General features: G+C 43.0%; 20 protein-coding genes, 4 tRNA genes and 1 riboswitch. Of the genes, 1 reads left to right on the forward strand and 23 read right to left on the reverse strand.

Annotated features, from left to right (window positions below):
- Positions 1 to 68: 68 nt before the first annotated feature.
- Positions 69 to 152: riboswitch (cyclic di-GMP riboswitch) on the reverse strand.
- 16 nt (positions 153 to 168) lie between these two features.
- The 17 genes from DESME_RS13125 to DESME_RS13200 form a co-directional block, all read right to left on the reverse strand.
- Positions 169 to 1,260: an HD-GYP domain-containing protein gene (locus tag DESME_RS13125; protein WP_006715782.1), complete on the reverse strand. Its 1,092-nt coding sequence runs from the start codon at positions 1,258 to 1,260 to the stop codon at positions 169 to 171.
- Between the two features lie 123 nt (positions 1,261 to 1,383).
- Complete coding sequence (locus tag DESME_RS16405) at positions 1,384 to 1,506, reverse strand: hypothetical protein (protein WP_282432811.1); 123 nt, start codon at positions 1,504 to 1,506, stop codon at positions 1,384 to 1,386.
- A gap of 68 nt (positions 1,507 to 1,574) precedes the next feature.
- Positions 1,575 to 1,657: transfer RNA gene (locus tag DESME_RS13130), tRNA-Leu, on the reverse strand.
- A gap of 90 nt (positions 1,658 to 1,747) precedes the next feature.
- Positions 1,748 to 2,767: a DUF5667 domain-containing protein gene (locus DESME_RS13135; protein ID WP_006715781.1), complete on the reverse strand. Its 1,020-nt coding sequence runs from the start codon at positions 2,765 to 2,767 to the stop codon at positions 1,748 to 1,750.
- Between the two features lie 207 nt (positions 2,768 to 2,974).
- A complete protein-coding gene (locus DESME_RS13140; RefSeq protein WP_006715780.1) occupies positions 2,975 to 3,325 on the reverse strand; it encodes a cupin domain-containing protein in 351 nt (116 codons plus the stop codon).
- A 49-nt stretch (positions 3,326 to 3,374) separates the two neighbouring features.
- Complete coding sequence (locus DESME_RS13145; protein ID WP_006715779.1) at positions 3,375 to 5,036, reverse strand: L-lactate permease; 1,662 nt, start codon at positions 5,034 to 5,036, stop codon at positions 3,375 to 3,377.
- Positions 5,037 to 5,295: 259 nt separating this feature from the next.
- Entirely contained in the window at positions 5,296 to 6,675 is a 1,380-nt protein-coding gene (locus DESME_RS13150; protein WP_006715778.1) for an FAD-binding oxidoreductase, read from the reverse strand.
- A gap of 19 nt (positions 6,676 to 6,694) precedes the next feature.
- Positions 6,695 to 7,996, reverse strand: coding sequence for an FAD-binding oxidoreductase (locus DESME_RS13155; RefSeq protein WP_006715777.1), 1,302 nt, complete (start codon positions 7,994 to 7,996; stop codon positions 6,695 to 6,697).
- A 69-nt stretch (positions 7,997 to 8,065) separates the two neighbouring features.
- Positions 8,066 to 9,319, reverse strand: a complete 1,254-nt coding sequence (locus tag DESME_RS13160) for a (Fe-S)-binding protein (protein WP_006715776.1) — start codon at positions 9,317 to 9,319, stop codon at positions 8,066 to 8,068.
- A 236-nt stretch (positions 9,320 to 9,555) separates the two neighbouring features.
- Positions 9,556 to 10,344 carry an IclR family transcriptional regulator gene (locus tag DESME_RS13165; RefSeq protein WP_006715775.1) on the reverse strand — a complete coding sequence of 263 codons (789 nt, stop codon included), beginning with the start codon at positions 10,342 to 10,344 and terminating at the stop codon, positions 9,556 to 9,558.
- Between the two features lie 188 nt (positions 10,345 to 10,532).
- Positions 10,533 to 10,608, reverse strand: a tRNA-His gene (locus DESME_RS13170).
- 33 nt (positions 10,609 to 10,641) lie between these two features.
- Positions 10,642 to 10,718: transfer RNA gene (locus DESME_RS13175), tRNA-Arg, on the reverse strand.
- 39 nt (positions 10,719 to 10,757) lie between these two features.
- A tRNA-Pro gene (locus DESME_RS13180) sits at positions 10,758 to 10,835 on the reverse strand.
- A 75-nt stretch (positions 10,836 to 10,910) separates the two neighbouring features.
- Positions 10,911 to 11,507: an XTP/dITP diphosphatase gene (locus DESME_RS13185; protein ID WP_006715774.1), complete on the reverse strand. Its 597-nt coding sequence runs from the start codon at positions 11,505 to 11,507 to the stop codon at positions 10,911 to 10,913.
- Positions 11,508 to 11,526: 19 nt separating this feature from the next.
- A complete protein-coding gene (rph, locus tag DESME_RS13190; RefSeq protein ID WP_006715773.1) occupies positions 11,527 to 12,249 on the reverse strand; it encodes a ribonuclease PH in 723 nt (240 codons plus the stop codon).
- 63 nt (positions 12,250 to 12,312) lie between these two features.
- Positions 12,313 to 13,254, reverse strand: a complete 942-nt coding sequence (locus tag DESME_RS13195) for an alanine-tRNA synthetase second additional domain-containing protein (protein ID WP_025248813.1) — start codon at positions 13,252 to 13,254, stop codon at positions 12,313 to 12,315.
- Positions 13,255 to 13,313: 59 nt separating this feature from the next.
- Positions 13,314 to 13,958: an O-methyltransferase gene (locus DESME_RS13200; RefSeq protein ID WP_006715771.1), complete on the reverse strand. Its 645-nt coding sequence runs from the start codon at positions 13,956 to 13,958 to the stop codon at positions 13,314 to 13,316.
- A 65-nt stretch (positions 13,959 to 14,023) separates the two neighbouring features.
- Here DESME_RS13200 and DESME_RS13205 point away from each other — a divergent pair, with 65 nt between their 5' ends.
- The gene (locus DESME_RS13205) at positions 14,024 to 15,466 is read left to right on the forward strand and encodes an RsmB/NOP family class I SAM-dependent RNA methyltransferase (RefSeq protein ID WP_006715770.1); all 1,443 of its coding nucleotides are present in this window, start codon (positions 14,024 to 14,026) and stop codon (positions 15,464 to 15,466) included.
- Between the two features lie 296 nt (positions 15,467 to 15,762).
- On the opposite strand, the gene DESME_RS13210 is transcribed toward DESME_RS13205, so the two are convergent.
- The 6 genes from DESME_RS13210 to DESME_RS13235 form a co-directional block, all read right to left on the reverse strand.
- Positions 15,763 to 16,992: an HD domain-containing phosphohydrolase gene (locus DESME_RS13210; RefSeq protein ID WP_006715769.1), complete on the reverse strand. Its 1,230-nt coding sequence runs from the start codon at positions 16,990 to 16,992 to the stop codon at positions 15,763 to 15,765.
- Between the two features lie 16 nt (positions 16,993 to 17,008).
- Entirely contained in the window at positions 17,009 to 18,256 is a 1,248-nt protein-coding gene (locus tag DESME_RS13215; RefSeq protein ID WP_006715768.1) for a globin-coupled sensor protein, read from the reverse strand.
- A gap of 205 nt (positions 18,257 to 18,461) precedes the next feature.
- A complete protein-coding gene (locus DESME_RS13220) occupies positions 18,462 to 18,698 on the reverse strand; it encodes a hypothetical protein (protein ID WP_041483994.1) in 237 nt (78 codons plus the stop codon).
- A 273-nt stretch (positions 18,699 to 18,971) separates the two neighbouring features.
- Positions 18,972 to 21,032 carry a cell wall-binding repeat-containing protein gene (locus tag DESME_RS15440; RefSeq protein WP_006715766.1) on the reverse strand — a complete coding sequence of 687 codons (2,061 nt, stop codon included), beginning with the start codon at positions 21,030 to 21,032 and terminating at the stop codon, positions 18,972 to 18,974.
- 168 nt (positions 21,033 to 21,200) lie between these two features.
- Positions 21,201 to 21,758 carry a Fe-S-containing hydro-lyase gene (locus DESME_RS13230; protein ID WP_006715765.1) on the reverse strand — a complete coding sequence of 186 codons (558 nt, stop codon included), beginning with the start codon at positions 21,756 to 21,758 and terminating at the stop codon, positions 21,201 to 21,203.
- A complete protein-coding gene (locus DESME_RS13235; protein ID WP_006715764.1) occupies positions 21,758 to 22,615 on the reverse strand; it encodes a fumarate hydratase in 858 nt (285 codons plus the stop codon). The genes DESME_RS13230 and DESME_RS13235 overlap by 1 nt, the downstream gene beginning before the upstream one ends.
- Between the last annotated feature and the right edge of the window lie 78 nt (positions 22,616 to 22,693).

Consider the following 22,693-nt stretch of genomic DNA (forward strand, 5'->3'; position numbering starts at 1 on the left):
ACTCCTCCGCTTCTTTAAAATCATTTATTTCTTTTTTCCATCATGACGGCAATCTTTCTCATTACACAATTAGCGACCTGGCAATCGTCAGCCACACTGGACGACCCATAGCTTTGCGTCCCTGACTTTCGCCAGGTTTGCCTTTGTCATTGTTTTTATATGATTTTCTCATTCTTCAAACTCCACCCGTTCTATAAAGCGCGTCGAATCTTGCATTAAGTTTACATAAGTATCCTGATGGAGACATCTTCCTTCCCTATCAAACAGCAAGTGAATAAGAGGTCGGATTGGCTTTTGGATAGGTACAGCTATTACCACCCCAACTTCACCTGTGTTTAGGGAAATTCTTGTGTTTTCGGGATAGAGGGTTAACGATTCTTTTAAAGCTTGAACCACTTTCGGATTAAAGTCTTTCCCTGATTCAGCAATAATCATTTCCAATGCATGATAAGGAGGCAACCCTTTTCGGTACGGTCTGTCCGCGGTCAAGGCTTCAAAAACATCAGCGACTGCTACAATTTGGGCATTCCTGTGAATATCATTTCCTTTCAATCCATAAGGATATCCCAATCCATTCCATCGTTCATGATGTTCTTTAATTATTGCCACAACACCCGGTAATAATGGGGTGTTTATTAACAATCCTTCGCCTATTAACGGATGTCGTTTCATGATTGCAAATTCTTCTTCTGTTAAACCTGCAGGTTTGTTAAGAATCGCCCTGGGTATTCTTAGTTTCCCTAAATCATGAAGGAATGCTCCCAAGGTTAAATCTCTAAGTTCTTTCTCTTCATACCCTAAACGCGTTCCTATGAGTGCAGAAAGCAATGCGACGTTAATGACATGTTTAAAAAGCTCATAATCATTTTTCTTAAATAAACTATAATTTAGTCTACCCGAATAAAAATCCATATGAATATCTTGTACCGAGAATTTATTGAGAATTTCTTCTACAAATTCTACTGTCTTTTCAATCTGTTCAGCTTCAATCATCCTTGCTTCATGATAAATACTCCATAAAGAACCAACGAGATTGACGTAGCCATCTTTCGGAATCTTTTTGATATTCTTTGTTCGGTGTATCAAAGAATTGTGGTTTTGTAGCACATAAACTTCATGATTTTTGATGCGTTTACGTATGCTTTCATTAATGAAAAGACCTTTTTTTAGTAACAAATTCCCTTTTGGATCAAATAAGTCTGCACATGCTGTCTCATTCAAAAATGAACTTGGACTTAACCTTTTCTTCACCAAATCCATTAAAAATATCCCTTCCTTGTTCAATCTCAAACATTTTACTTTAAAATAATCTTAAAGTAGTAGGATTTACATCGATTTCTACTATATCACAATATTCCCCATATTTTTTACTTTTTTTTCGAATTATTCCGACATATTTCTTACTATAAACAGCTTACGCATTGCTAATAAATTCCCCTCTGGGGAAATATTCAATATCTCATCCCACTGAAACTCTTTGTTGATTTTCCTTATTCTTTTCGACATAAAAAATCCTCCTTTTCCGTTCATCATTCAAACGGTTAAAGGAGGATTTTATTATATACGTATATAAGTGGTGCGGGAGACAGGACTTGAACCTGCACGGTTACCCGCTGGTACCTAAAACCAGTGCGTCTGCCAGTTCCGCCACTCCCGCATCTTTGTCCAAGCCCGTAGAAGAGCCGAACAAATAATATTGTAACGTATTTCTCTCAGATTGACAAGACTTTAATATTGTTATTTTTTGTTAATCTTTGTTTTGATTATTTTTGTTTTTATTATCTTGATCCCCGTGTTCCTTCTCAGTAGAAATCTTTTCAGATTGATTTAATTGAGTTTGTTGTGTTGGCTGTGCTTGTAGAGTTTGTTGTTGCTCCATATTTAAATCTTCTTGATCTTCTTTATCTTGCTCCTCTTTATTAGATTCGTTACCATTTGTAATATGCTCAGCTTTCTTTAACCCAAGATCCACTTGGAATTGCTCGAGAGCTTGCTTTTCTTGTTTTTTCAATTGCGCTTGATTCTGAGTTTCGGTCATATTTGTTGTGTTATCTACGTTAGAAGTTTGTACAGTGGTTGTAGTTGTAGAATCGGCTGTATTGTCACGATCATCAGTACGGCCGTCCATTTTTTCAGCTTTGGTCACGGCCTTTTCAACTGAGCGAACAATATTCAGTGCAAGTTTTTGAGCCGCTTGAGGTGGGAGCTTTTCTAACAGGTTTCCTAGAACCACCATGTTATTGCTGTTGACTTGGGTCAAAGCAGCTTGAACCTTTTGGGCCGTTTCAGAATTAGGATCCTTAACTTGATCTAAGAACATTTGAGCCTGCTCAATCTTTTCGTTGTATACAGTGAGTGTCTTCTCGGCTTTATCCATATCGCCCTTCTCAATCATGACTTTCGCTTCTGCTAAATTTTCTACAGCCTGTTGTTCGACAACTTCAGCTTTTTTCACGGGATCAAAGGTTAGCGCAACTTGAAGTTTGCCGATCAACGTTTCGAACCAATACAAAGGAGAATCCGGTAAAGTTCCAGGGTCAACTGTTTCACCATTCTGATCCTGCACCGTTGTCGCAGCAGGGTCTTCTGTCGTTACTGTAGCATCAGTTTGAGTTGAAGAGGTTACCGTAGAAGGATCGCTAGATTGAGTGGTTGTCAAGGTAACAGTTGATGTCCCTGTCGGCAATGTCTCAGCCATTACCAGGCCAGGAGCAACTGGGAATGATAAAAGAGCAGCTGTTAAAGCAAGAGCAATGTGTTTCTTCAAAATAATTCCTCCTTATACTTAGGTAAATTTACTTCTTGGGGCATCGCATTTCTCCCATACATTTACCAATACGACAAGCCTCTCACGATTTGAGGGGGTAAACTAAAGGATAAGAAACAAAGGGCATAAATGGAAATTAAAGATCTGCATAAAAAGAACGAGAGATTACTTGCAAGTAACCTCTCGTCCTTAACTATCGCGTATAACTTAGAGCTTCACCGTTTCCACAGGAACAGGCCCACAAATACCAATGAATACGAAGCGATCCTTACCTGTGTTACGCATTCCGTGGGTCTGACCCGCTTTCGCCAGGATAGCCATTCCTTTTTTAATCTGAACTTCTTGCCCATCCCCTGCAAAATAGAGTCCTGACTCCCCTTCCAGGCAGACCCACACATCATCAGCATTCGGGTGAGCATGCAAGAATACTTCTTGACCCGGCTCGAGGCACCACATAGCCCCTAACGTTTTGTCGGACTGATAAACCGCTATTTTTTGAGGCGCATTTTCATCAAAGTGGGCAAGTCCTTCTGTTAAATTAAATACTCTGTCTTCCATTCTTCTTACACTCCTATTTTGTTATGTTTTGTACTTAAAGCTATCGCAATTACGGATTAGCCGCTACCGGTATTTGCGGAACAATTCCTGGAACGATATATGCTTGTAACAAAACGAGTACAATAACGATTCCTAGTAAGATAACGGAATATTTCGCAGTTTTACGGAAAATTTGATTTTCTTTACCGACCAGACCAGTTGCAGCACAAGCAATTGCAATCGATTGAGGGGAAATAAGTTTACCCACTGATCCCCCGACAAGGTTTGCTGAAACTGTTAATATGGGGTTCAATCCAAGTTGTCCGGCTGTAACTTGTTGTAATTTCCCAAACAAAGCTGCTGATGAAGTCACAGACCCCGTCAAGAATACCCCTAACCAACCCAAAACAGGTGAGAAGATGGGGAAAAGCACGCCTGTCGAAGCAAATGCTAAGCCCAAGGAGAAGGACATTCCTGAGTAATTGGCTAAATAAGCAAGTCCCAAAACCGACATAATCGTGACCAGCGAAAAACTCAATTGTTTTAGGGTATCACCCAAAACGCGAACGGCTGTCTTGGGCTTAATACCCAAGATGAAGATAACGATAATGGATGCGATCAGCACCGCAGTTCCAGCATATCCAAAGAAATCCCACTTGAAGTTAGCTGCATAAACGGTTGGTTTGGAAACGATGGGTGCTGCCTGCATGACTAAACCATCAAGACCTGGCCAGTGCTTAATATTGACAAACCATTGAAGATCATTAGCGACCCACTTTTTGAAAGCAGGGCTTCCCCAAACGCCCATGAAAACCATCAGAATCAAGAAGGGAGACCAAGCTTTAAAGATTTGCCCACCTGAATATTTTATATCGTTTACTTTCACCCCTTCTTCGTCAGGAAAACGCCAAATGGTCTTAGGCTTCCATACCATTAAGAAGAGGGCCGTACAAATCAAGGATGTAATAGAGCCGACAACAGCAGGAAGCGTAACTCCTAAGGTGCTTGCCATAAAATAAGAAGGGATAGCATAACTTAATCCTGTCACTAAAGCAGCCGGTAACACTTCTTTAGTTTTTTGCCAGCCGCAAAGGACGATCAACATAGCAATCGGAATAATAATCGCCATGATGGCTTCATTAAGGCCTACACTTAACGAGAGAATCGAATCACTTATTCCTGTTACTTTGCCCATCGTAATCGTCGGGGTTCCCACCGGGCCAAACGGAACGGGAGGAACGTTAGCCACTAAGCAAATGATTGCAGCAGGCAGTGGAGGAAATCCTAGCCCGATCAGCATTGCTGCAGCGATAGCGACCGGAGCTCCCTGACCCGCCGCACCTTCCATAAAGGCTGAAAAGGCAAAGGCGATAAGCAAGGCTTGTAATCTTCGATCACTAGAGAGCGTAGCAATTGAATTTTTCATAATTTCAAATTGTCCTGCTTCAACAGTAAGATTATAGAAAAAGACAGCGGTAATAATAATCCAACCAATTGGGAAAAGACCGTTAAGAACCCCTAAAGCTGTAGCGGAAAGGGCTATACTCACTGGCATATTATAAACAAGGACGACATCAATAAAGGCTATTAACAGAGTAAGTACACCTGCCACATGGCCCTTCATTTTTTTAATCGCCAGGGCCCAGAAAAGGAAGAAGATAGGTATGGCTACGACTAAAGCTGTTAAACCGATACTATCACCGATCGTAGAATAGTTTTGATACCATTGCATATACTTTTCCACCCTTCCATTTTAAATTTCAAAACACTGTTTTATAATTTAACAATGTTTTAACCTAGTGATAACTTTCACACCCCTTTCGTCACAATTGGTTAGATTAAAGATCTTTCGCATCCTCCCCATATTCTCTATGTAGGATGGTCAGACCTTATTACTACCATTATTATCCGTTATCGCCCTATTGTCAATATTCGTACAAAGAAAGCCGCCAACAAATATGGTCAGCGGCCTCTTAAATGTACGGTTCAATTTACATATTAACAATCTTACCCGGATTAACGCGATTTTGTGGGTCAAACGTCTTTTTGATCCTTCTGAAAGCTTCCATCGCAGCGGGTGTGAACTCCGAATCAAGATACTTTTTCTTAACGAGCCCGATTCCGTGCTCACCACTTATGGTACCGCCGAGACCAAGAGCCATCTTACAGAGTGCCTGTTCTGCGGCATGAACGGTTTCAACTTCCTCTTTATTCCGTTGATCGAAAAGAATTAACGGATGAAGATTCCCGTCACCAGCATGGGCTACGACTCCGATCGTCACGCCAAAATCTTTGGCGACTTTAAGGATTCCCTCAATCGCTTGCGGGAAATTACTCCTCGGAACTGTAATATCATTAACACCATATGACGGTCTAACACGAGAAACTGATCCGAAAGCACAACGCCGGGAAGTCCAAATTTGATTGACTTCAGCTGCCGTTTGCGCAACTCTGAATTCTCTCGCATTCGCTTTCTTGGTGATTTCACCGATCATTTCGACTTGCTCGTCCATATCTTCCGGATAACCGTCAATCTCGATAATAAGAACAGCTCCAGCGTCACGGTCAAGCCCGGCATGACTGAAGTCCTCAGTCGTATTGATAAGGAGGTGGTCCATGAATTCGAGAGTGGTTGGGATAATACCGGCTGCAACGATATCGGCAACCGTTTGCGAAGCATCTTCAACTTTTTCATAGGTAGCTAGCATTGTTCTCGTGGTTATAGGTTTCGGAATGACACGGACGATAATTTTCGTGACGAATCCCAAGATTCCCTCCGAGCCACAGAAGATCCGAGTTAAGTCATAACCAGGCTCACTTTTAAAGTTACGCCCCCCTGTGTTAATGACTTTACCATTCGGGAGAACAACTTCTATACCCAAAATATAATCGCGAGTGACCCCATATTTAAAGCACTTAGGTCCACCTGAGCACTCAGCGAGATTTCCACCCAATGTTGAGGCTTTATAAGAAGATGGATCCGGGGGATAATAGAAGCCTTTCTTTTCAAGTTCGAGTTGGAGATCGAAATTGATAACTCCAGGTTGAACGACTGCAACAAAATTTTCCGTGTCTATTTCAATGATTTTATTCATACGGGCAAAGTTAACAACCACAGAATTTTCAACAGGAATGGATCCACCACTCTCATTCGTTCCAGCACCTCTGGGAATAAGTTTAATATTTTGCTCGTTCAAGTATTTAACGAGTTCAACCACTTGTTCCGTGGTTTGCGGTGAAACAACGCCTAACGGTTCACCCGATAATAACGTACCATCATAACTATAGGAGAACAAACCTGTTTTGTCTGTTACCACGTTTTTCTCCCCAACTATCTCTTTTAAGCGATTTATAACGGTTTGGGATAACATGTTCAGCCCTCCTTATCTTTTATGCCTGCAGGTTTACTCCAGGATTCATAATCCCTTTAGGGTCAAATTGTCTGCGAAGTCCATTGATGATTTCTGTGGTAGCAGACCACATTTCCGCGTCATTATATTCTTCGCACATCAGTTTGTGTCCAAAAAGTCCAGTCACATTGCCACCCAAGGACATCGCCATTTTATTGACTTTTTTGGCCAAAGCCATCATATCCGCATTCTCCGGCAGAAGGATTTGAGCGCATCCTAATAGTCCTTCAACGACAACTCCAGGATAAGCTCCCAGTTCTCCAACAATTCCTTCTAATTGAGCAAGCGCTTTTGGCATTTTCATCGGTCCTACAGCAAACTCGATAACTTGCTCAGGCTTATTATTCATAGCCTGACGAACCTTGAGCCATGCGTTAATGACGTTCTCATAGGTTGCTGCATCTTCGATAATTTGGACATCCGTTCCCCCACCCAAGGTAAAAACGGCCGCAATTTCATTGGCCACGTTTTGAGAAGACTGAACGTATCCTTCCAAATCGATCAAAGCAAGGTGCCCTTGACCGGGAAGAACGTCTTTCACCAAGTTTTCGCTGATCAGATTGATCCGATCCGGTTGAATGTTTCGTTTAATAAACGTATTGAAAGTTGCATTGGCTTTATGCAAGGATGCAAAACGTGCGACAACGGCCTTCTTTACTCCAGGCAAGGGTAAGAGTTTCACTAAAAGTTTGGTAAATATCCCAAACGTTCCTTGACTCCCCACTGCAAGGTGGATGAAGTCTAATCCGGAAACGTTCTTAATACATTTGTTTCCGATCTCCATAATCTCACCCGTAGGCTGAACCATGTCAAAGCCTAAGAGGAACGTCCGTGTCGGGCCATACTTAAAGGTCTTCGAATCCGAATCACCGATTGCAAAGCAGCCGCCGATGGAGCTAGTATCCACGGCATAGGGTTCTGGAGGGAAATACAGCCCTGCTTCCTCCACTTGCTTAACAAACTCTTGATGAGTCATTCCTGGCTCGACTACAGCAACAAGGTTCTGATGATCAATTTCGATGATTTTATTCATACGAGCCATGATCATGACGATACCCTCACCTAAATCTTGAGTATCAGCCACTTGTCCACCGACCGAGATTTTAATATTTTGCTCATTTGCCAATGTAACAACACTGGATACTTCGGAAGCATTTCCAGGAAGGACTACCACTGCTGGTTTTCCAGTTCCTTTCAGATAGTTAGCCATTTCCGATGGGTTGTCAATAACGTATTGGTCGCCAACAATCCCTTTTAAATTACTTACGATTGCGTTGCTCATGACTACCCGCCCTTCATTATTTAATCGAACTCGCGGCGCGAGAATTTTACTTTTTGCAATTTTACAATTTTAATCTTGATAAGCTTGTGCCATTAGATCAGCTACATGCATTACTTTTTGATCCTGACCTGCCAAACTGATTCCGCTCTGTAGCCGCAGCATACATGCTGGACAAGTTGTGGCCACAACATCTGCCTCGGTATCTTTGATATTACTCGTTTTCTCACGAGTAATCTTAGTCGATATCTCGTGGTAGAAGGCTTGAACAAGACCAGAAGCACCACAGCAACGGTTTGCTTCATTCATTTCAACAAATTCAACCCTTGGAAGAATTTTCAGCATTTGACGAGGTTGTTCTGTGATATGAAGGCCACGAACCATATGGCAAGGGTCATGATAAGTCACTTTTGTTGGAATACTGTTATGGAGTTGTGATTTATCAACACCGATTTGTGCCATATATTGCGAGAATTCAACGACTTTGTCACTAAATTCTTTTACTTTAGGGAGGAAGGCGGGCTCATCGGCAAAGAGTTTTAGATATTCTTCTTTGAGCATCGAAGCACAGGAACCACATGCCGTCAAAACCACTTCTGCATCGCGATTATTATCCAAGAATGTTTTAATCGTCTTGCGCGCATTCACTTTAGCCGTTTCATAATCACCATAAGCATATTGAGGCAAGCCGCAACAAACTTGATCCTTAGGGATTATTACATCACTATCATTTTTGGTTAAAACCTTAACAACAGAATGAGCCGTTCCATCTAAGGATTGATTCAAGAAACAACCCACATAGAAAGCGACTTTATGTTTCGGATGGGCAACTGTAATCCGCTCCGGAACTTGCTCCAGGAAAGCCTTCTTAGCAACAGGCATATTTTTGATATCAATACCACGGAAGAACTCCATGCCATCGATCTTTTCAAGTGTACTTTTTCCCATTCCTCTGAAAAGTTTAAAACCACGATCGAGTTTTTGGGGATCTGCTAAAGTCTTCAAGGCAAACGATTTAGCAAAAGGATGAATTCCTTTTCTTAATTTTAGATCGCGTCTTGCCACCATAACCAGTTCATTTGCATGAACCCCACTCGGACATGCAAGAGCACATTCTCCACATACGAGACAGCTCATGATCGCATCTTCATACACTGGATCGTTTGGATCTAGATTCCCATCAGCAACTGCCTTGATCAATTGCACTCTACCCCGTGCAACTCGAGTCTCTGCTCCATCCACCTTGTATGTTTTACAAGCTGTATGGCATGACCCACATTTGTTGCACGTGTTGAGCATTTCATAAACATCTGCCAAAAGCCCCACTGAAATCTCCTCCTTTTCCCCATGTCAGATGGTTAGACCACCTAGGCTTATAATTAAAGATTAAAATTGAATTAACTAATGAATATTATAACTCAAATTTTTCTGAATTCAAGAACAATATGTGAAAAATGAATAAAATTGTTTTAACATTTAAAACTTAGTTTCAATATATTTCTTTATTTCTGCCTAAATAAAACAAGGCACCTCTATCAGGAGGTGCCTAAAATGCTTATGAATCACGAGTCGTAACGATGTTTCATCATTGAAGAAAAACCGAGATTTCTCGAAATTTCTTCTCCCACCTGTTTTAAGGCTTCTCCAATTTTTTGAACCCCTTTTTCTTCCATGCGGCTTGCCGGACCAGAAACGCTTACCGCACCAATCGCGCGCCCCGAATAATCAAAAACAGGAGTCCCCAGACAAATAATGCCGATCTCATTTTCTTCTTGCTCTACGGCTATTTTGTTTCCCCTAATTTCGCGAAGATTTTCCAACAGTTTTTCCGGCTCTGTGATGGTATTAAGGGTTTGTCGTGGCATTCCCTTGACATCAAGAATCCGAAGCACCTCATCTTCTGGAAGAGTTGAAAGAATAGCCTTTCCAACCGCAGTACAATGCATGGGCGCTCTTCGTCCCACCTTCGATTGCATACTCACAACATGAGAACTCTCCGTTTTATCAATATAAACAATTTCTCCATCGTCGTGTAAAACAAGATTAACAACCTCATCCAGTGATTTTGCAAGCTCTGATAAATAAGGTGATGCAACTTTCCGTATTTCCAAGTCATTAAAGAAGCGGATTCCCAATTCTACAATTTTGATTCCTAGATGATAGCGTTCACTTTCCTTTTCCTTGTCCACATAACCTCGGTAACATAACGTTTGTAAAATACGATGAACCGTACTCTTATGAAGGCTAATACGATTCCCAATTTCAGTTACGCCTAAAGGTTCTTCGGCCTGAGCCAAGACCTCAAGGATGTCTAAGGAACGCTCAAGGGTTTGTACATATTTCTCTGCCACAAAAAAGCCTCCATTTCTTAGTATAATAGTTCCAATATCTAAAACTCTGTTTCAATATTATCACACAAATAGTATGACTTTTTTAAATTATTTAGTCAAGATAAATTTAAGTTCAATTTTAAATTAAGAAAGTCTGCTTAATATAAAAAAACATCGAAAACTCAGTTTCGATGCCATTTTTAGAGGTATGGGGTGGATGATGGGTATCGAACCCACGAATGCCGGAGCCACAACCCGGTGCGTTAACCACTTCGCCACATCCACCATGATGAGATGATTTGATTTTATTAGATTAAATGGTGCGCCTGGAGAGATTCGAACTCACGACAACCTGCTTAGAAGGCAGATGCTCTATCCAACTGAGCTACAGGCGCAGAGGTATCTCCTGAACCCAAACGAACCTTAAAAAAACATGGTCGGGGCAGAGGGATTTGAACCCCCGGCCTCCTGCTCCCAAGGCAGGCGCGCTAGCCAAACTGCGCTATGCCCCGTTCAGTGACAATGATTATTTTATCTAATTGTTGTCCTATAGTCAAGTCAAAAAGTAAAAAAAACTAAAATATTTATTACGGGTGAACTAAATCCTTTAAAATAGGAATCGCTTTTTGCATTGCTTGAGCACGATGACTCACTTTATTTTTTTGAATCATCGTTAACTCCGCCATTGTACGTCCAAAATCCGGGATGAAGAAGAGCGGATCATAGCCAAACCCTTCCTGTCCACGCCGAACGCGCAGAATGCGTCCTTCCACTGTTCCTTCAGTCAAAAACTCTTGCCCTTCTGGCGTCGCAATCACCAAAGCACAACGAAACCGTCCTGTTCTTTCTTCATCTGGAATCTCCTGCAATCTTTCGAGTAGTTTATCATTATTCCGCTCATCATCTTTAGGTTCCCCGGCATAACGTGCGGAAAAAACTCCAGGCGCACCCCCAAGTGCATCCACTTCTAAGCCTGAATCATCCGCTAAAACAATATATCCCGTCCGCTCTGCTGCAGCATGCGCTTTAATCGCTGCGTTTTCAGCAAACGTCGAACCCGTTTCCTCAACTTCTTCCCAATCCGGTATGTCTCTCAAGGACAGCACCTCAATTGAAGCATCAGACAGCATCTCTTGGAGTTCCTTCACCTTACCCTGATTCTGAGTAGCAAGCAAAATCTTCATCGCTGGATAACCTGCTTTCTTAAACTAACTTTAAAGCGGCTTTTTGCTCGCTCATCAATTCACGGATCCCTTTTTCAGCAAGCGCTAAAAATTGGTCAAGTTCACTCCGATCAAACGGAACTTCTTCAGCTGTCCCTTGAATTTCTACAAACTTACCTGCACCCGTCATGACAACATTCATATCCACTTCAGCACGAGAGTCTTCAGGATAAGCCAGATCTAAAATAGGAACACCTTCCACTTTTCCTACAGACACTGCTGCTAAAGTATCTTGAAGCGGACTTTCTTTTAAGCTTCCCTTCTGAATCAGGTATTGAATCGCGTCGACCAGGGCTACATATGCCCCCGTGATTGAAGCTGTACGCGTGCCTCCATCCGCTTGTAATACATCGCAGTCAATCCAAATTGTGCGTTCACCCAGTTTTTTGAAATCCACGACTGAGCGCAGGGCCCGCCCGATTAAACGCTGAATTTCCATGGTTCTCCCCGTTAGTTTTCCTCTCGATGCTTCTCGTGGCGTCCGTGTTTGCGTCGCTCTAGGCAACATGGAGTATTCAGCAGTGACCCAACCCAGACCCGACCCTTTTTGAAAAGAAGGAACCTTCTCCTCCACCGAGGCTGTACAAAGCACTCGTGTCATCCCCACTTCAATGAGTACAGATCCTTCTGGATTCTGTGTAAACCCTCTCGTAATTTTAACCGAACGTAATTGATCTGCTTCTCGTCCATCATATCGTTTCATATTTTAATGTCCTTCTTTCTAGCGAACTTCTTATCGCTTAGCGTCAATCCTAATTATACTTCATTACACTTCCACATCGCGTTTTCCCACCAAAGCCACTGACCGTGACGGAACTTCATCCCCCACGACTCCAGCAATGGTGTAAAGCTTTTGAATGGGATCAAAGCGAAATTCTTTGAGGAGTCGAAAATTCCTAATCTCTGAGGTTCTCTTCATATGTATGCGGGGACCGGTACACGGATAAAGGCTTTCACCCAATCGAATGTGATCCTCATCGCAAAAGCCGATCGGCAAATCAGCCTGAATAATTTGTCTAACCCGTTCCTCTACGAGATCAAGATCAATATCCGGTTTTCCTGGAAGCTCTAAGACAAAACCGTGTTTAATATCACTATGGACCTCAGGCTTCTCAAGTCCCATCTCTTCGAGAATCATGGACGTAATATCTTCAGCCGAATGAGCCATCCTCCGATATTTAATGGACTCAAAAACAATGTCCCCAATGGCTTGCGGTTCTGGGCCGAAAACCGTTGGACGGGTTACAATGACTTCTTCACCTACACCAATCAGGACCTCTGCATTGAGTCCTAAAAGCGGATAGATAAGATCGAAATGTTCGATGACCACGCGCCGTTCTTTACTCAAGGCTTTTTTAATGGCCTCTGCTATCCTCCAAGGCTGGGTAAACGCCGTTTCAAAGCGCACATCAAGGTGATAGGTGTGACAACGGAAATGATCGCGTTCCGCATCTTCGATTAACGGAAGGGGACGAACATTGATCCCATTATCATCATTGGTTAGTTCTAGCCCCGGAAACATACCCCGAATTAAAAGAGATTTTCCGGCACCTGCATCTCCTATAAAACCAATTAACTTATCCTCAGGGTTTAAATAGCGCTGTTGCAGATTGCTCCCTAAAAAAAGCAAACGTTTCTTCCCCCGGGGCGCAAAATAGACGGCTTGCATGAGATGATCGTGCACAAAGAATGTAGAAATCATCGCCATCCCCTCTCTACTATGCTTATTGTAGACAAAAGCTATACTTAAAGCAATTCAATCCTAATCTAGCGCTTCCGAATGCTGACCGATACCCCATCGCCTAACGGAAGCACACTCGTCTGAAAATCAGGATTTCGGGTTAGATTAGTTAAAAACTCGCGTAGATGACTAATCAACCGGTTATATTTTGGAGCAAATTCTGACCCCGGAACCACCCAGCCTCGAAATAATACATTATCAACGACCAACATTCCTCCAGGGGCAATCCGTGGCAAAACCAAGTTTAAATAGTCCAAATACTCACCCTTAGCGGCATCGACAAACACAAAGTCAAAATCGCCCTCTAACGTCGGTATGATTTTGCGGGCATCTCCAAAAAGAACCTCAACATGTTCCTCAATCCCGGCCCGTTTAAAATATTCAATTGCCCGCCTGGCTCGATCCACATTGAGATCGATCGTCGTAATCTGTCCCTTGCGCCCCTCGAACCCTTGAGCTAGCCATAAGGTTGAATAGCCAATTGCCGTTCCAATCTCTAAAATTCGTGACGCTTGACTTGTCTTCACTAAAAAGGCGAGAAAATTACCCACAGGCGGAGTTACGACTGGGATCGTCTCTTGCAAAGCCTGGGACTCCATTTCCTTAAGAAGTTCCTCTCGTTCAGGCAACAGTTCTCCTAGATATTGTTCCAACTCAAAAGAATAAAACACAGTCTCTCCCTTTCTTTTTTCAATTTGATATAATATCAGAAGCATCAGTACAAGGAGGATTTACATTGCTCTCATCAAAACTTCCGCAGCTCTTTAATGAGCGCATGGCTCAAGACCTCAAGGATGAATTTTCGGCGTTTATCGCCTCATATGATTCTCCACGCCTTAATGGCTTAAGAGTAAATACCCTGAAGTTAAGTGCCGAAGCTTTTCTTAAGCGCTGGCCCTTTGAACTCGAACCCATTTCCTGGGCCAAGGATGGCTTTTACTATCATTATACCACTCAACCAGGGCAACATCCCTATCATGCTGCTGGAGTGTATTATTTGCAGGAACCTTCAGCCATGGCCGTTCTTCATTATTTAGATCCTCAGCCCGGTGAACGGGTTCTCGATCTGGCTGCAGCCCCTGGCGGCAAATCCACAGGAATTGCTGCTCGTTTAAACCGAAAAGGACTTCTCTGGTCCAATGAAATTCATCCCACTCGTGCCAGAATTCTCGCTCAAAATATGGATCGTTGGGGAGCACCTAATGTCATTGTATCGAACGAAAACCCTGATCACCTTGCGAATCATTTCCGTGGTTTCTTTGATAAAGTGCTGCTTGACGCACCGTGTTCTGGAGAAGGTATGTTTCGCAAAGACCCGGAAGTTATGGAAGAATGGTCCTTAGAACATGTTCAATCTTGTGCCCATCGTCAAGCATTAATTATAGAATCAGCTGCAGCACTTGTTCGCCCCGGAGGACGTCTCGTATATTCTACCTGCACGTTTGCACCCCAAGAGAATGAAGAGGTCATTCTGCGTTTTCTCGAGTCTCATCCCGAGTTTAGCCCGCTTTCCCTTCCTGACCCTGCCCCAGATTTTGTCCATCCCTCGACACTTCCTGAAGGTGTTCGACTTTATCCCCATCGCATTCGCGGCGAAGGGCATTTTATCGTAGCACTCCTTAAAGCAGAGAAAATGTCTGATTCGAGTAGCCCCTCTGTGAGCACCGCCAAAAAAGCAAAAAAGCAAAAACGTCTAGCTGCCTCAGCAAATGCATCTTACCGCTCTCCGCAAAACTCTCTCAATCCTGAACTTGATGGATTTATTAAAGAAACCTTATCCTCATCCTCATTAAACCCTGATCTCCTCGGAGCTCAACGGTTCTCATCGGAGAATATTCTCGCCTTTGGAGATCATCTTTATTCCGTTCCCGAACCTCATCTTGATTTTCAGGGATTATCGATTCTTCGGCCAGGTCTCTATTTGGGCGAGAAAAAACCCGGTCGTTTCCAACCGGGTCAATCCCTAGCCCTAGCCTTAACTCCAGACTCTGTTTCTTCCTACCTGGCCTTGTCACGTGAAGATCCTCTACTCGAGCGTTATCTCCACGGTGAAGCGATCCCCAATGAAGGTCCTAATGGCTGGGTCCTCGTCGGCGTCGAAGAATTTCCACTCGGCTGGGGAAAACGCGTCCAAGGGTTGCTCAAAAATCACTACCCTAAGGAGCTCCGAAATCGCTAGGGTTATATCCTCCAAAAATACTTAAATAACGTAGAAGCGTAGCTTCTCGCCCAGAAGTGAACGATTTCGCGGAAGGGCGGTCAGGCAAACAAAGCTTCTGTAGCTTAGCGTAGCCACCCGGACTTGTCCATGGATGGACTGATGTCGCGGGTGCATGGACGCACAGGAGCGACGCACTTCAGGTATTACCCTGAGGTTTGGCGAAGCTGCTACCGAAGCGAGTGTGCCAGCCCCGGAGCGCTGAGTGAACGGATGGGCGAAAAGCTACACGACCCAGACTATTTTACCTATTAAGACTAGCCCAGCGCTTTCCAAGCGACTTTCATCAACTCTGGATCTACCTGTATACCCGACCCTTTTTCAAGAATATCTAAAGCGACTCCCTCACTTAGGGCCTTTCGATAAGGACGTTCCTCCGTAAGCGCGGCAAATATATCGGCAATCGTCATCAAACGAGATCCCGTATCTAGTTCACTTGAAGTCAGTGCAAAAGGATAACCGGTGCCATCAAGCCGCTCATGATGGTAAGCTGCCCAACGCACAACCTGCATAGGGAAACCTGCTTCATCCAGTAAACGGTATGTAAAGTACGTATGGGTCCGAATCACCTCAATCTCATCTGGATCTAAGTGTCCGGGCTTATCGAGAATCCTTCGAGGAATGGAGAGCTTACCTAGATCATGTAAAAGTCCCGCTACCCGTATTTCTTCTACCGCTTTCTCATTCCATCCTACCGCTTTCGCCAATCTCTCTACCGTTTCCGATACGGAGTGAGAATGCCGAGCTGTAAATGAACTTTTTTGGTCAATTAAATCAGCAAAGGTTATCGCTAGCATAGACGTAAATTGGGATCCTAAATTGCCATGGGCTAACATATCACAACTCATTCCTAGCATTTGAAAAGCAATCTGCATTAAGTTGGGTTGCTCTAAATCAAGCCAAAACGCTTCTTGCTGTGCAAGTCCTAGAAAGGCAGGCACAATCTCAGGAAAGAAGAAAATGCCCTCATGTTCTATTACCCAACGAATCAGCTTATCCTTCTCCGACTTTGTCAGCACTTTCCTGCTGCTCAGAGCAACATCAATTCTGTCTGCAAGTCCTAATATTTTCGCAAGCAAAGGAACCTTTTCAGGATCCTCTTTTAGGGCACTATAGTTAACATCCGGAGCTTCATGATGAAACCGGATCGCCGGAGCAAGAATATCCCCCTCGGGAAAAAGAATGACTATTTCCGAACCTAAAATGCAATGTTCCCTGATTAGACGGCTATCCCCATGAAACTTTCGAAACCCGCCAACTGCCCCGATATCATGGAGTAACCCCGCCACCATAACATTGATTAAATCTTCTTCAGGTCGTTTTAGCTTTTGAGCAAGACTTAACGCAATATATGCAACTCGTTCCCCATGACGTTGACCAATATGAGTATGAAATCCCTTTTCGATCTCTTCATCCACCAAAGCAAGGTCAAGCGCTTTAGAGAAACTCCACATCCTCCGAATAAGGGATGCATATTCTGGCCTCATGATTTACTTTCCTCCCCTATTCTCGAAGACCCATCTGAGCCAAAGATGTTGCTGAGTTCGCTACATCTTCAGAAGCCGCTCCGATTTGCCCTGCCGTTTGTGTAAGGGCATCAATCTGACTAGCAATTTCTTGAACTTGCTGAATGCTTGCGTTAATCGCTGACATGATATCTGCAAACCGATTCACCACTTCACGCGCTTCCGTAGCTGCCCCTTGCATCTCCCGCGTTGTCTCTACAATCGCTTTATTAACAGCTGCCGTGTTTTGTTTCGTTAGAGTGATCATTGCACTGATCTCTTTTACGGATTGTTCGGAATTGCTAGCGAGCTTTTTAACTTCCTCAGCCACAACCCCGAAGCCCCGACCACTCTCCCCAGCACGAGCTGCTTCAATTGCAGCATTTAAGGCTAAAAGGTTCGTTTGCGAAGCAATTTCTTTAATCACATCTGTAATACTGGCGATTCGAGCTGAGCTTTCATCAAGTTCAATCATTCTGTCCTGCATTTTAGCAGTCATATCGGCTAATCCCAGAATACGCTCAGAAATCTTTTGGATCTTTTGTGACCCTTCTTGGGCTAAGCTATCAACCTTCCGTGAAAATTGTGCCGCTTCACCCGCATTTTGAGAGATCATTTCTGTGGCTTCATGCATTTGTGACGCGGAAGCTGCCGTTTCTTCCGAAGTCGCCGCCAAAGCTTGACTCGCCTCACTGACACGGCGTTGCAGACTATCAATCTCTACATATGCATGTTCAAGCTCTTCTTTTTTATCGATAGCTTGCATATAGGACTGGATATAACTAGCCATAACCACCTGTTGGTCGAAACTTAAAATTCTAAGCAGGGCAAGACTCAAACGAAAAGCCTGCTCCGGCTTTTTTCGATACTGTTGCTGTATACGCGGCAAAATATCATCATAGAGCACCTGATAAGAGCTTAAATAGTAAAAGGGCGGTAAATTGATCCGCTTATGTACATTTCCAATAGTGACTCGCCAAGTCATATACTCCTCATCGACCTTATCCGTGAAAATCGAAAGGATATACTTTTTCATTGTGACATAAAGTCGATCAGTGGAAGAATGTTGATCAATAATCGCTTTGAGTGCAGGTACGGTTAAAACATGACTATAGAAGTTACGAACAATATCATCGATATCATGTTCAATCAATGGACGTAATTCCTTCAGCAACGTTAACTGCTGTCCATCTATCCGAAGTAATTGTAACGATTCCTTGAGATCAAATTGATGAAGTTGAATCATAACATGTTCTCCTTTCAATAATATGACTTTACTTCGCCATAAAAAGATTACAAACAGGGGTTCAATGAACCACTGATACCCTCATCCCCCACAATCTAAATTAAAATAAATTCAATTACTAGTTTAATAGTTCTTTATTTTGACAGAAAAATCCTGCCATCTTTCTTTAACGGCAGGATTTTTTTACATGTTTTCTTCAATTATTTCAGCTGACGTTTCGAGTAGGATAGCGGGAACTCATTTTCGTGCTCATAGCAGCTCCTCTTCCCATCCCTCTACTTCTTAAACGCACCGCACTCCCATCCGAGGCAATTTGATAAATCGCGATTTCTCCTTTATCCACAGTCCACTCATTACAGCAGTCTCCACAAAAATAGCGTTCTCGGCTAATCTTACCAATTTCCCTCGAACCGCAAATTGGACAAGTCCACACAATCTTCATCTCCTTATCTTTTCAAGACATCAGTTATTCATCTTTCTTCAGTTCTTATTTTTAATTTCATTTAAGCTCAACCTGAATTGCTTTTTTATACTCTATCTTCTCATTCTTAAGATGTAAGTTAGTATATCAGAAAAATATGAAAGGAAACTTAAAAATTTGTGAACTTATTGTGAAGAATTCTAAGCAAAAGCTTTGATAAGTTAATTTTGAACTAAAATCAAAACAGCAGATTGCTAGATATCTGCTGTTTTTGTACTGGAAAACTATGCGATTTTATTTCATAAGTTGATTCTTCAAACTATCTCCAATAACTCCTGAACCTCCAAAAATAATCTGATTTGTATACTGACTTCTATCAGCAAAGCGTTTGGCCTCTAACCAATTATCCTGACTAATCAGCACGATTGGAGCATCGAGCTTCGCAGCTAATACGCTCCCTGCCAAAGCATCCGGAAAGTTCTCCCCATAAGCAAAGGTCACGGTATCTCCACTGAATTCAAAAGCCTGAGCAATACTGAGAGAAGTGGCATAGCGACTGTTACCCCAGATACGAGGAACATTATCACTACTTAGTCCAGTCAGACTCTGTAATTGTGCTCGAACTGATTCAGTAACAGCCCCTGTTCCTCCCACGACGAAAACCTTCGACGGCTGAATATCTTCCAAGGTCATTATCGTTTCTTCGGGGAGTTCATTTTGCATCGTTAAAAGAATGGGATACCCCTTGGCTGCAGCAATACTGGAAATACTCAGCGCATCAGCAAAGCCTTCCCCTGAGGCTATAACGACAGGCGTTCCTTTAGCGGCTGAGATCTCGCCGTTGATAGCCTGATTTGTACCATATCTCGTATCTCCAGATAAACGTTTTATTTGATTTTCTGAGTAACCCATTTCTTTAAAAGAATCTCGAAAGGAATCTGCTACGGCACCGACGCCACCCAGCAGATAGATCGTACCGCTTGGGCTCAAGTGGTTTTTTACATATTCTAAAGTGTCCTGGCTTTCAGCCGGAGTCGGGCCCGCTAAAAGAATAGGTGCCTTCTTTTGATAAGCAAGCACACTTCCACTTAACGCATCCGGAAAATTAAGAGCTGAAGCGATAAGCACTTGATCAACAGTTCCATTATTTATTTCTTGGGCAATACTTGTCGCCGTAGAATACCTAGACAGTCCGCTTAATCGTTTACTGGTATAATCTTTGCCGCTGGCTTTAAGAATTATCTTTTCCTCCTCAGAAAGCGGTGCATTAATATACTGACCCTGAGGCTCTTGTGAATTTCCTTGCCATTCACTAAAGGTAATGTTATCCGTTACTTGAAAAACAACGCGATCATTACTTTTGCGATAGGTATTAGCGTCAAAGGAATTCACAGTTGAACCATTATCTGAAATTGCCACACTAAATTTCGCATCATAAGATCCAAAAATATTGTTTCTAAACGTGTTCCCATTAGCATTGTATAGTAGATAGACATCCGAATCATAATTACCAAAGAACGTGTTGTTTTCTACATCGTTTCCTGTTGCATGGGACCCCATAACCAGACCCCACTGCAGATTATCATAAAGATAATTGTTGGTTACTGTACAATTACTCGCACCATTGGGTTCTCCGATCATTTGAATAGCAGCACCTGAATTATTGTGAATGATATTACCGTCAAAAGTCCAGTGATGGGCACCATACCCGACATATATACCATGATCCGTCTGTTTTTTCTGGGCAAGTCCAACATTATAGATTTCTGAATTTCTTACCGTAATATAACTTGCCTTTTCACCCATGATCCCTTCTGTACCAGCATTTGTACCCACCGGGCCATTCAAATCATGAATGAGGAGGTTATTTAAATCGAAATGATTACACTGATCCTTGATATAGAGCGCCGCTCCCGTGTACCCCGTGAATTCAATCCCCTCGATTCGCCAATAAGAACTCGTGTTAAAAATAATTCCTTCTTCCAGTTTATTTTGACCATCCAGAACAACTTTCTCCCCAGGATAAGCCTTTACCGTAAACCAAGCATCGGGTGAACCCTTTTTACTATACAAGTCAATCAGTTCGTTATAAGTCCCACCCCGGATTATTAACGTGTCTCCTGGTTTCATATAATCCATTGCACGTCCAATTGAAGGGTAGGGATCCTCAATCGTTCCGCTTCCATAGGGAAACTGATTTGGATCATTCCCCCTCTGAGCTACATAATAGGTGTTCCCGCCAGCAGCTTGAGCAAACCTTGGCATACCTGTTAAGCCTACTCCGAACGCAAGCATGAAAACTAAAATACACGATAAACTTCTTAAGATTAGGGAATTTTCTCTTAACCGCCTCAACTACCTCTTCCTCCTTCAAACATTGGCGTATATTTTCACTTACGCCTCTCTTCTTTTATTTCTCTCTTTTTGAAAGATTTCCCTGCCCTTTTTCCTTATTTTTTAGGCATGACCGGGAAATTCCCACAAAAAAATCCGATTCTCTTAAAGAGCCGGATTTTTTGTGTATTAGATCATGCGATACTGAGCCTTCCCCGTTTCATAGAGATTATTCCCCTCTTGGTCAATAATCACCATCACCGGAAAATCCTTGACTTCAAGCCGTCGCACGGCTTCTGGACCGAGTTCAGGATAGGCGATCACTTCAGCGACCACAATTCGTTTCGCCAAAAGTGCGCCCGAACCCCCAATGGCCCCAAAATAAACAGCCCCATACTTTTTCATCGCAGCAATGACTTCCTCTGAACGCAACCCTTTACCAATCATTCCCGTTAAGCCCCGCTCGATCAGTGTTGGAGAATACGCGTCCATCCGATAGCTTGTCGTCGGTCCTGAGGAACCAATCACCTGTCCTGGTTTTGGCGGAGTGGGTCCTACGAAAAAAATGACCTGGTCTTTCACATCAAAGGGAAGCTCCTCCCCACGATCCAAAGCTTCAACCATTTTTTTATGGGCAGCATCCCGACCAGTATAGATCACACCGCTAATCAGGACATTATCCCCGGTTTTTAATTGAGCTAATTTTTCATGAGTGAGTGGTGTTTCAATTCGAATCGCCTCAGCCATTATTCACCCCTCCCCTTAAGCGTAATCTCTTTATGACGCGCTGCATGACAGTTAATATTAACGGCCACAGGAAGCATCGCAATATGAGTCGGATAAACTTCTAAGTTAACCGCTAAAGCCGTGTTTTCTCCACCAAAACCTTGCGGTCCAATCCCCAGCTTATTGATCCGCTCCAGCAATTCCTCTTCGATCTTCGCGAGACGTTCTTCTTTATTATGTACACCCACATCACGCGTAAGCGATTTCTTCGCCAAATAAGTGGCTTTCTCCATATTGCCGCCTACTCCTACGCCAACAATAATCGGCGGGCATGGGTTTCCTCCCGCCTTATCGACAGTATCCACCACAAACTGCATAACCCCTTCCAAACCATCAGAAGGTTTACACATTTTTATAGCTCCCATGTTTTCACTGCCCGCACCTTTCGGAGCAACCGTGATATGAAGCTCATCCCCAGGAACAAGATCATAATGGATAATGGCCGGCGTATTATCTTTCGTGTTCTCCCGATCAAACGGATCTTTCACTACAGATTTACGAAGATATCCTTTTTCATACCCTCGACGCACCCCTTCATTCAGGGCCTCCGTTAACAATCCGCCCTCAATATAAAGCTCCTGCCCCAGCTCCACAAAAATTACCGTCATCCCTGTGTCCTGACACATCGGCACCCGCTCTTCATGAGCAATCGTGGCATTTTCAATGAGACGTTCAAACACTTCCCGACCCAAAGGAGATTTTTCAGTGGTTAATGCTGTTTTAAAGCTTAGCATCACATCTTCCCCTAAGTCATAGTTCGCTTCAATACATAATTTTTCTACCGCATCAATGATCGAGTTAATATGAATGCTTTTCATTCTCGTCCTCTCTCCCTCTATTCTTGCATTTAATATCTACCTTTTCAATTTCTAATTAGGACGTGAGGCGAAGTACTG

This window comes from Desulfitobacterium metallireducens DSM 15288 (genome assembly GCF_000231405.2).
Lineage (GTDB): Bacteria > Bacillota > Desulfitobacteriia > Desulfitobacteriales > Desulfitobacteriaceae > Desulfitobacterium_A > Desulfitobacterium_A metallireducens.

Coding starts and splice junctions, on each gene's coding strand:
- DESME_RS13125 (WP_006715782.1), bottom strand. CDS start 1,260: ATGGATTTGGTGAAGAAAAGGTTAAGTCCAAGTTCATTTTTGAATGAG.
- DESME_RS13155 (WP_006715777.1), bottom strand. CDS start 7,996: ATGAGCAACGCAATCGTAAGTAATTTAAAAGGGATTGTTGGCGACCAA.
- DESME_RS16405 (WP_282432811.1), bottom strand. CDS start 1,506: ATGTCGAAAAGAATAAGGAAAATCAACAAAGAGTTTCAGTGGGATGAG.
- DESME_RS13215 (WP_006715768.1), bottom strand. CDS start 18,256: ATGATTCAACTTCATCAATTTGATCTCAAGGAATCGTTACAATTACTT.
- DESME_RS13220 (WP_041483994.1), bottom strand. CDS start 18,698: ATGAAGATTGTGTGGACTTGTCCAATTTGCGGTTCGAGGGAAATTGGT.
- DESME_RS13145 (WP_006715779.1), bottom strand. CDS start 5,036: ATGCAATGGTATCAAAACTATTCTACGATCGGTGATAGTATCGGTTTA.
- DESME_RS13150 (WP_006715778.1), bottom strand. CDS start 6,675: ATGTTATCCCAAACCGTTATAAATCGCTTAAAAGAGATAGTTGGGGAG.
- DESME_RS13195 (WP_025248813.1), bottom strand. CDS start 13,254: ATGGCGATGATTTCTACATTCTTTGTGCACGATCATCTCATGCAAGCC.
- DESME_RS13210 (WP_006715769.1), bottom strand. CDS start 16,992: ATGAGGCCAGAATATGCATCCCTTATTCGGAGGATGTGGAGTTTCTCT.
- DESME_RS13185 (WP_006715774.1), bottom strand. CDS start 11,507: ATGAAGATTTTGCTTGCTACTCAGAATCAGGGTAAGGTGAAGGAACTC.
- DESME_RS13235 (WP_006715764.1), bottom strand. CDS start 22,615: ATGAAAAGCATTCATATTAACTCGATCATTGATGCGGTAGAAAAATTA.
- rph (WP_006715773.1), bottom strand. CDS start 12,249: ATGAAACGATATGATGGACGAGAAGCAGATCAATTACGTTCGGTTAAA.
- DESME_RS13140 (WP_006715780.1), bottom strand. CDS start 3,325: ATGGAAGACAGAGTATTTAATTTAACAGAAGGACTTGCCCACTTTGAT.
- DESME_RS13230 (WP_006715765.1), bottom strand. CDS start 21,758: ATGGCTGAGGCGATTCGAATTGAAACACCACTCACTCATGAAAAATTA.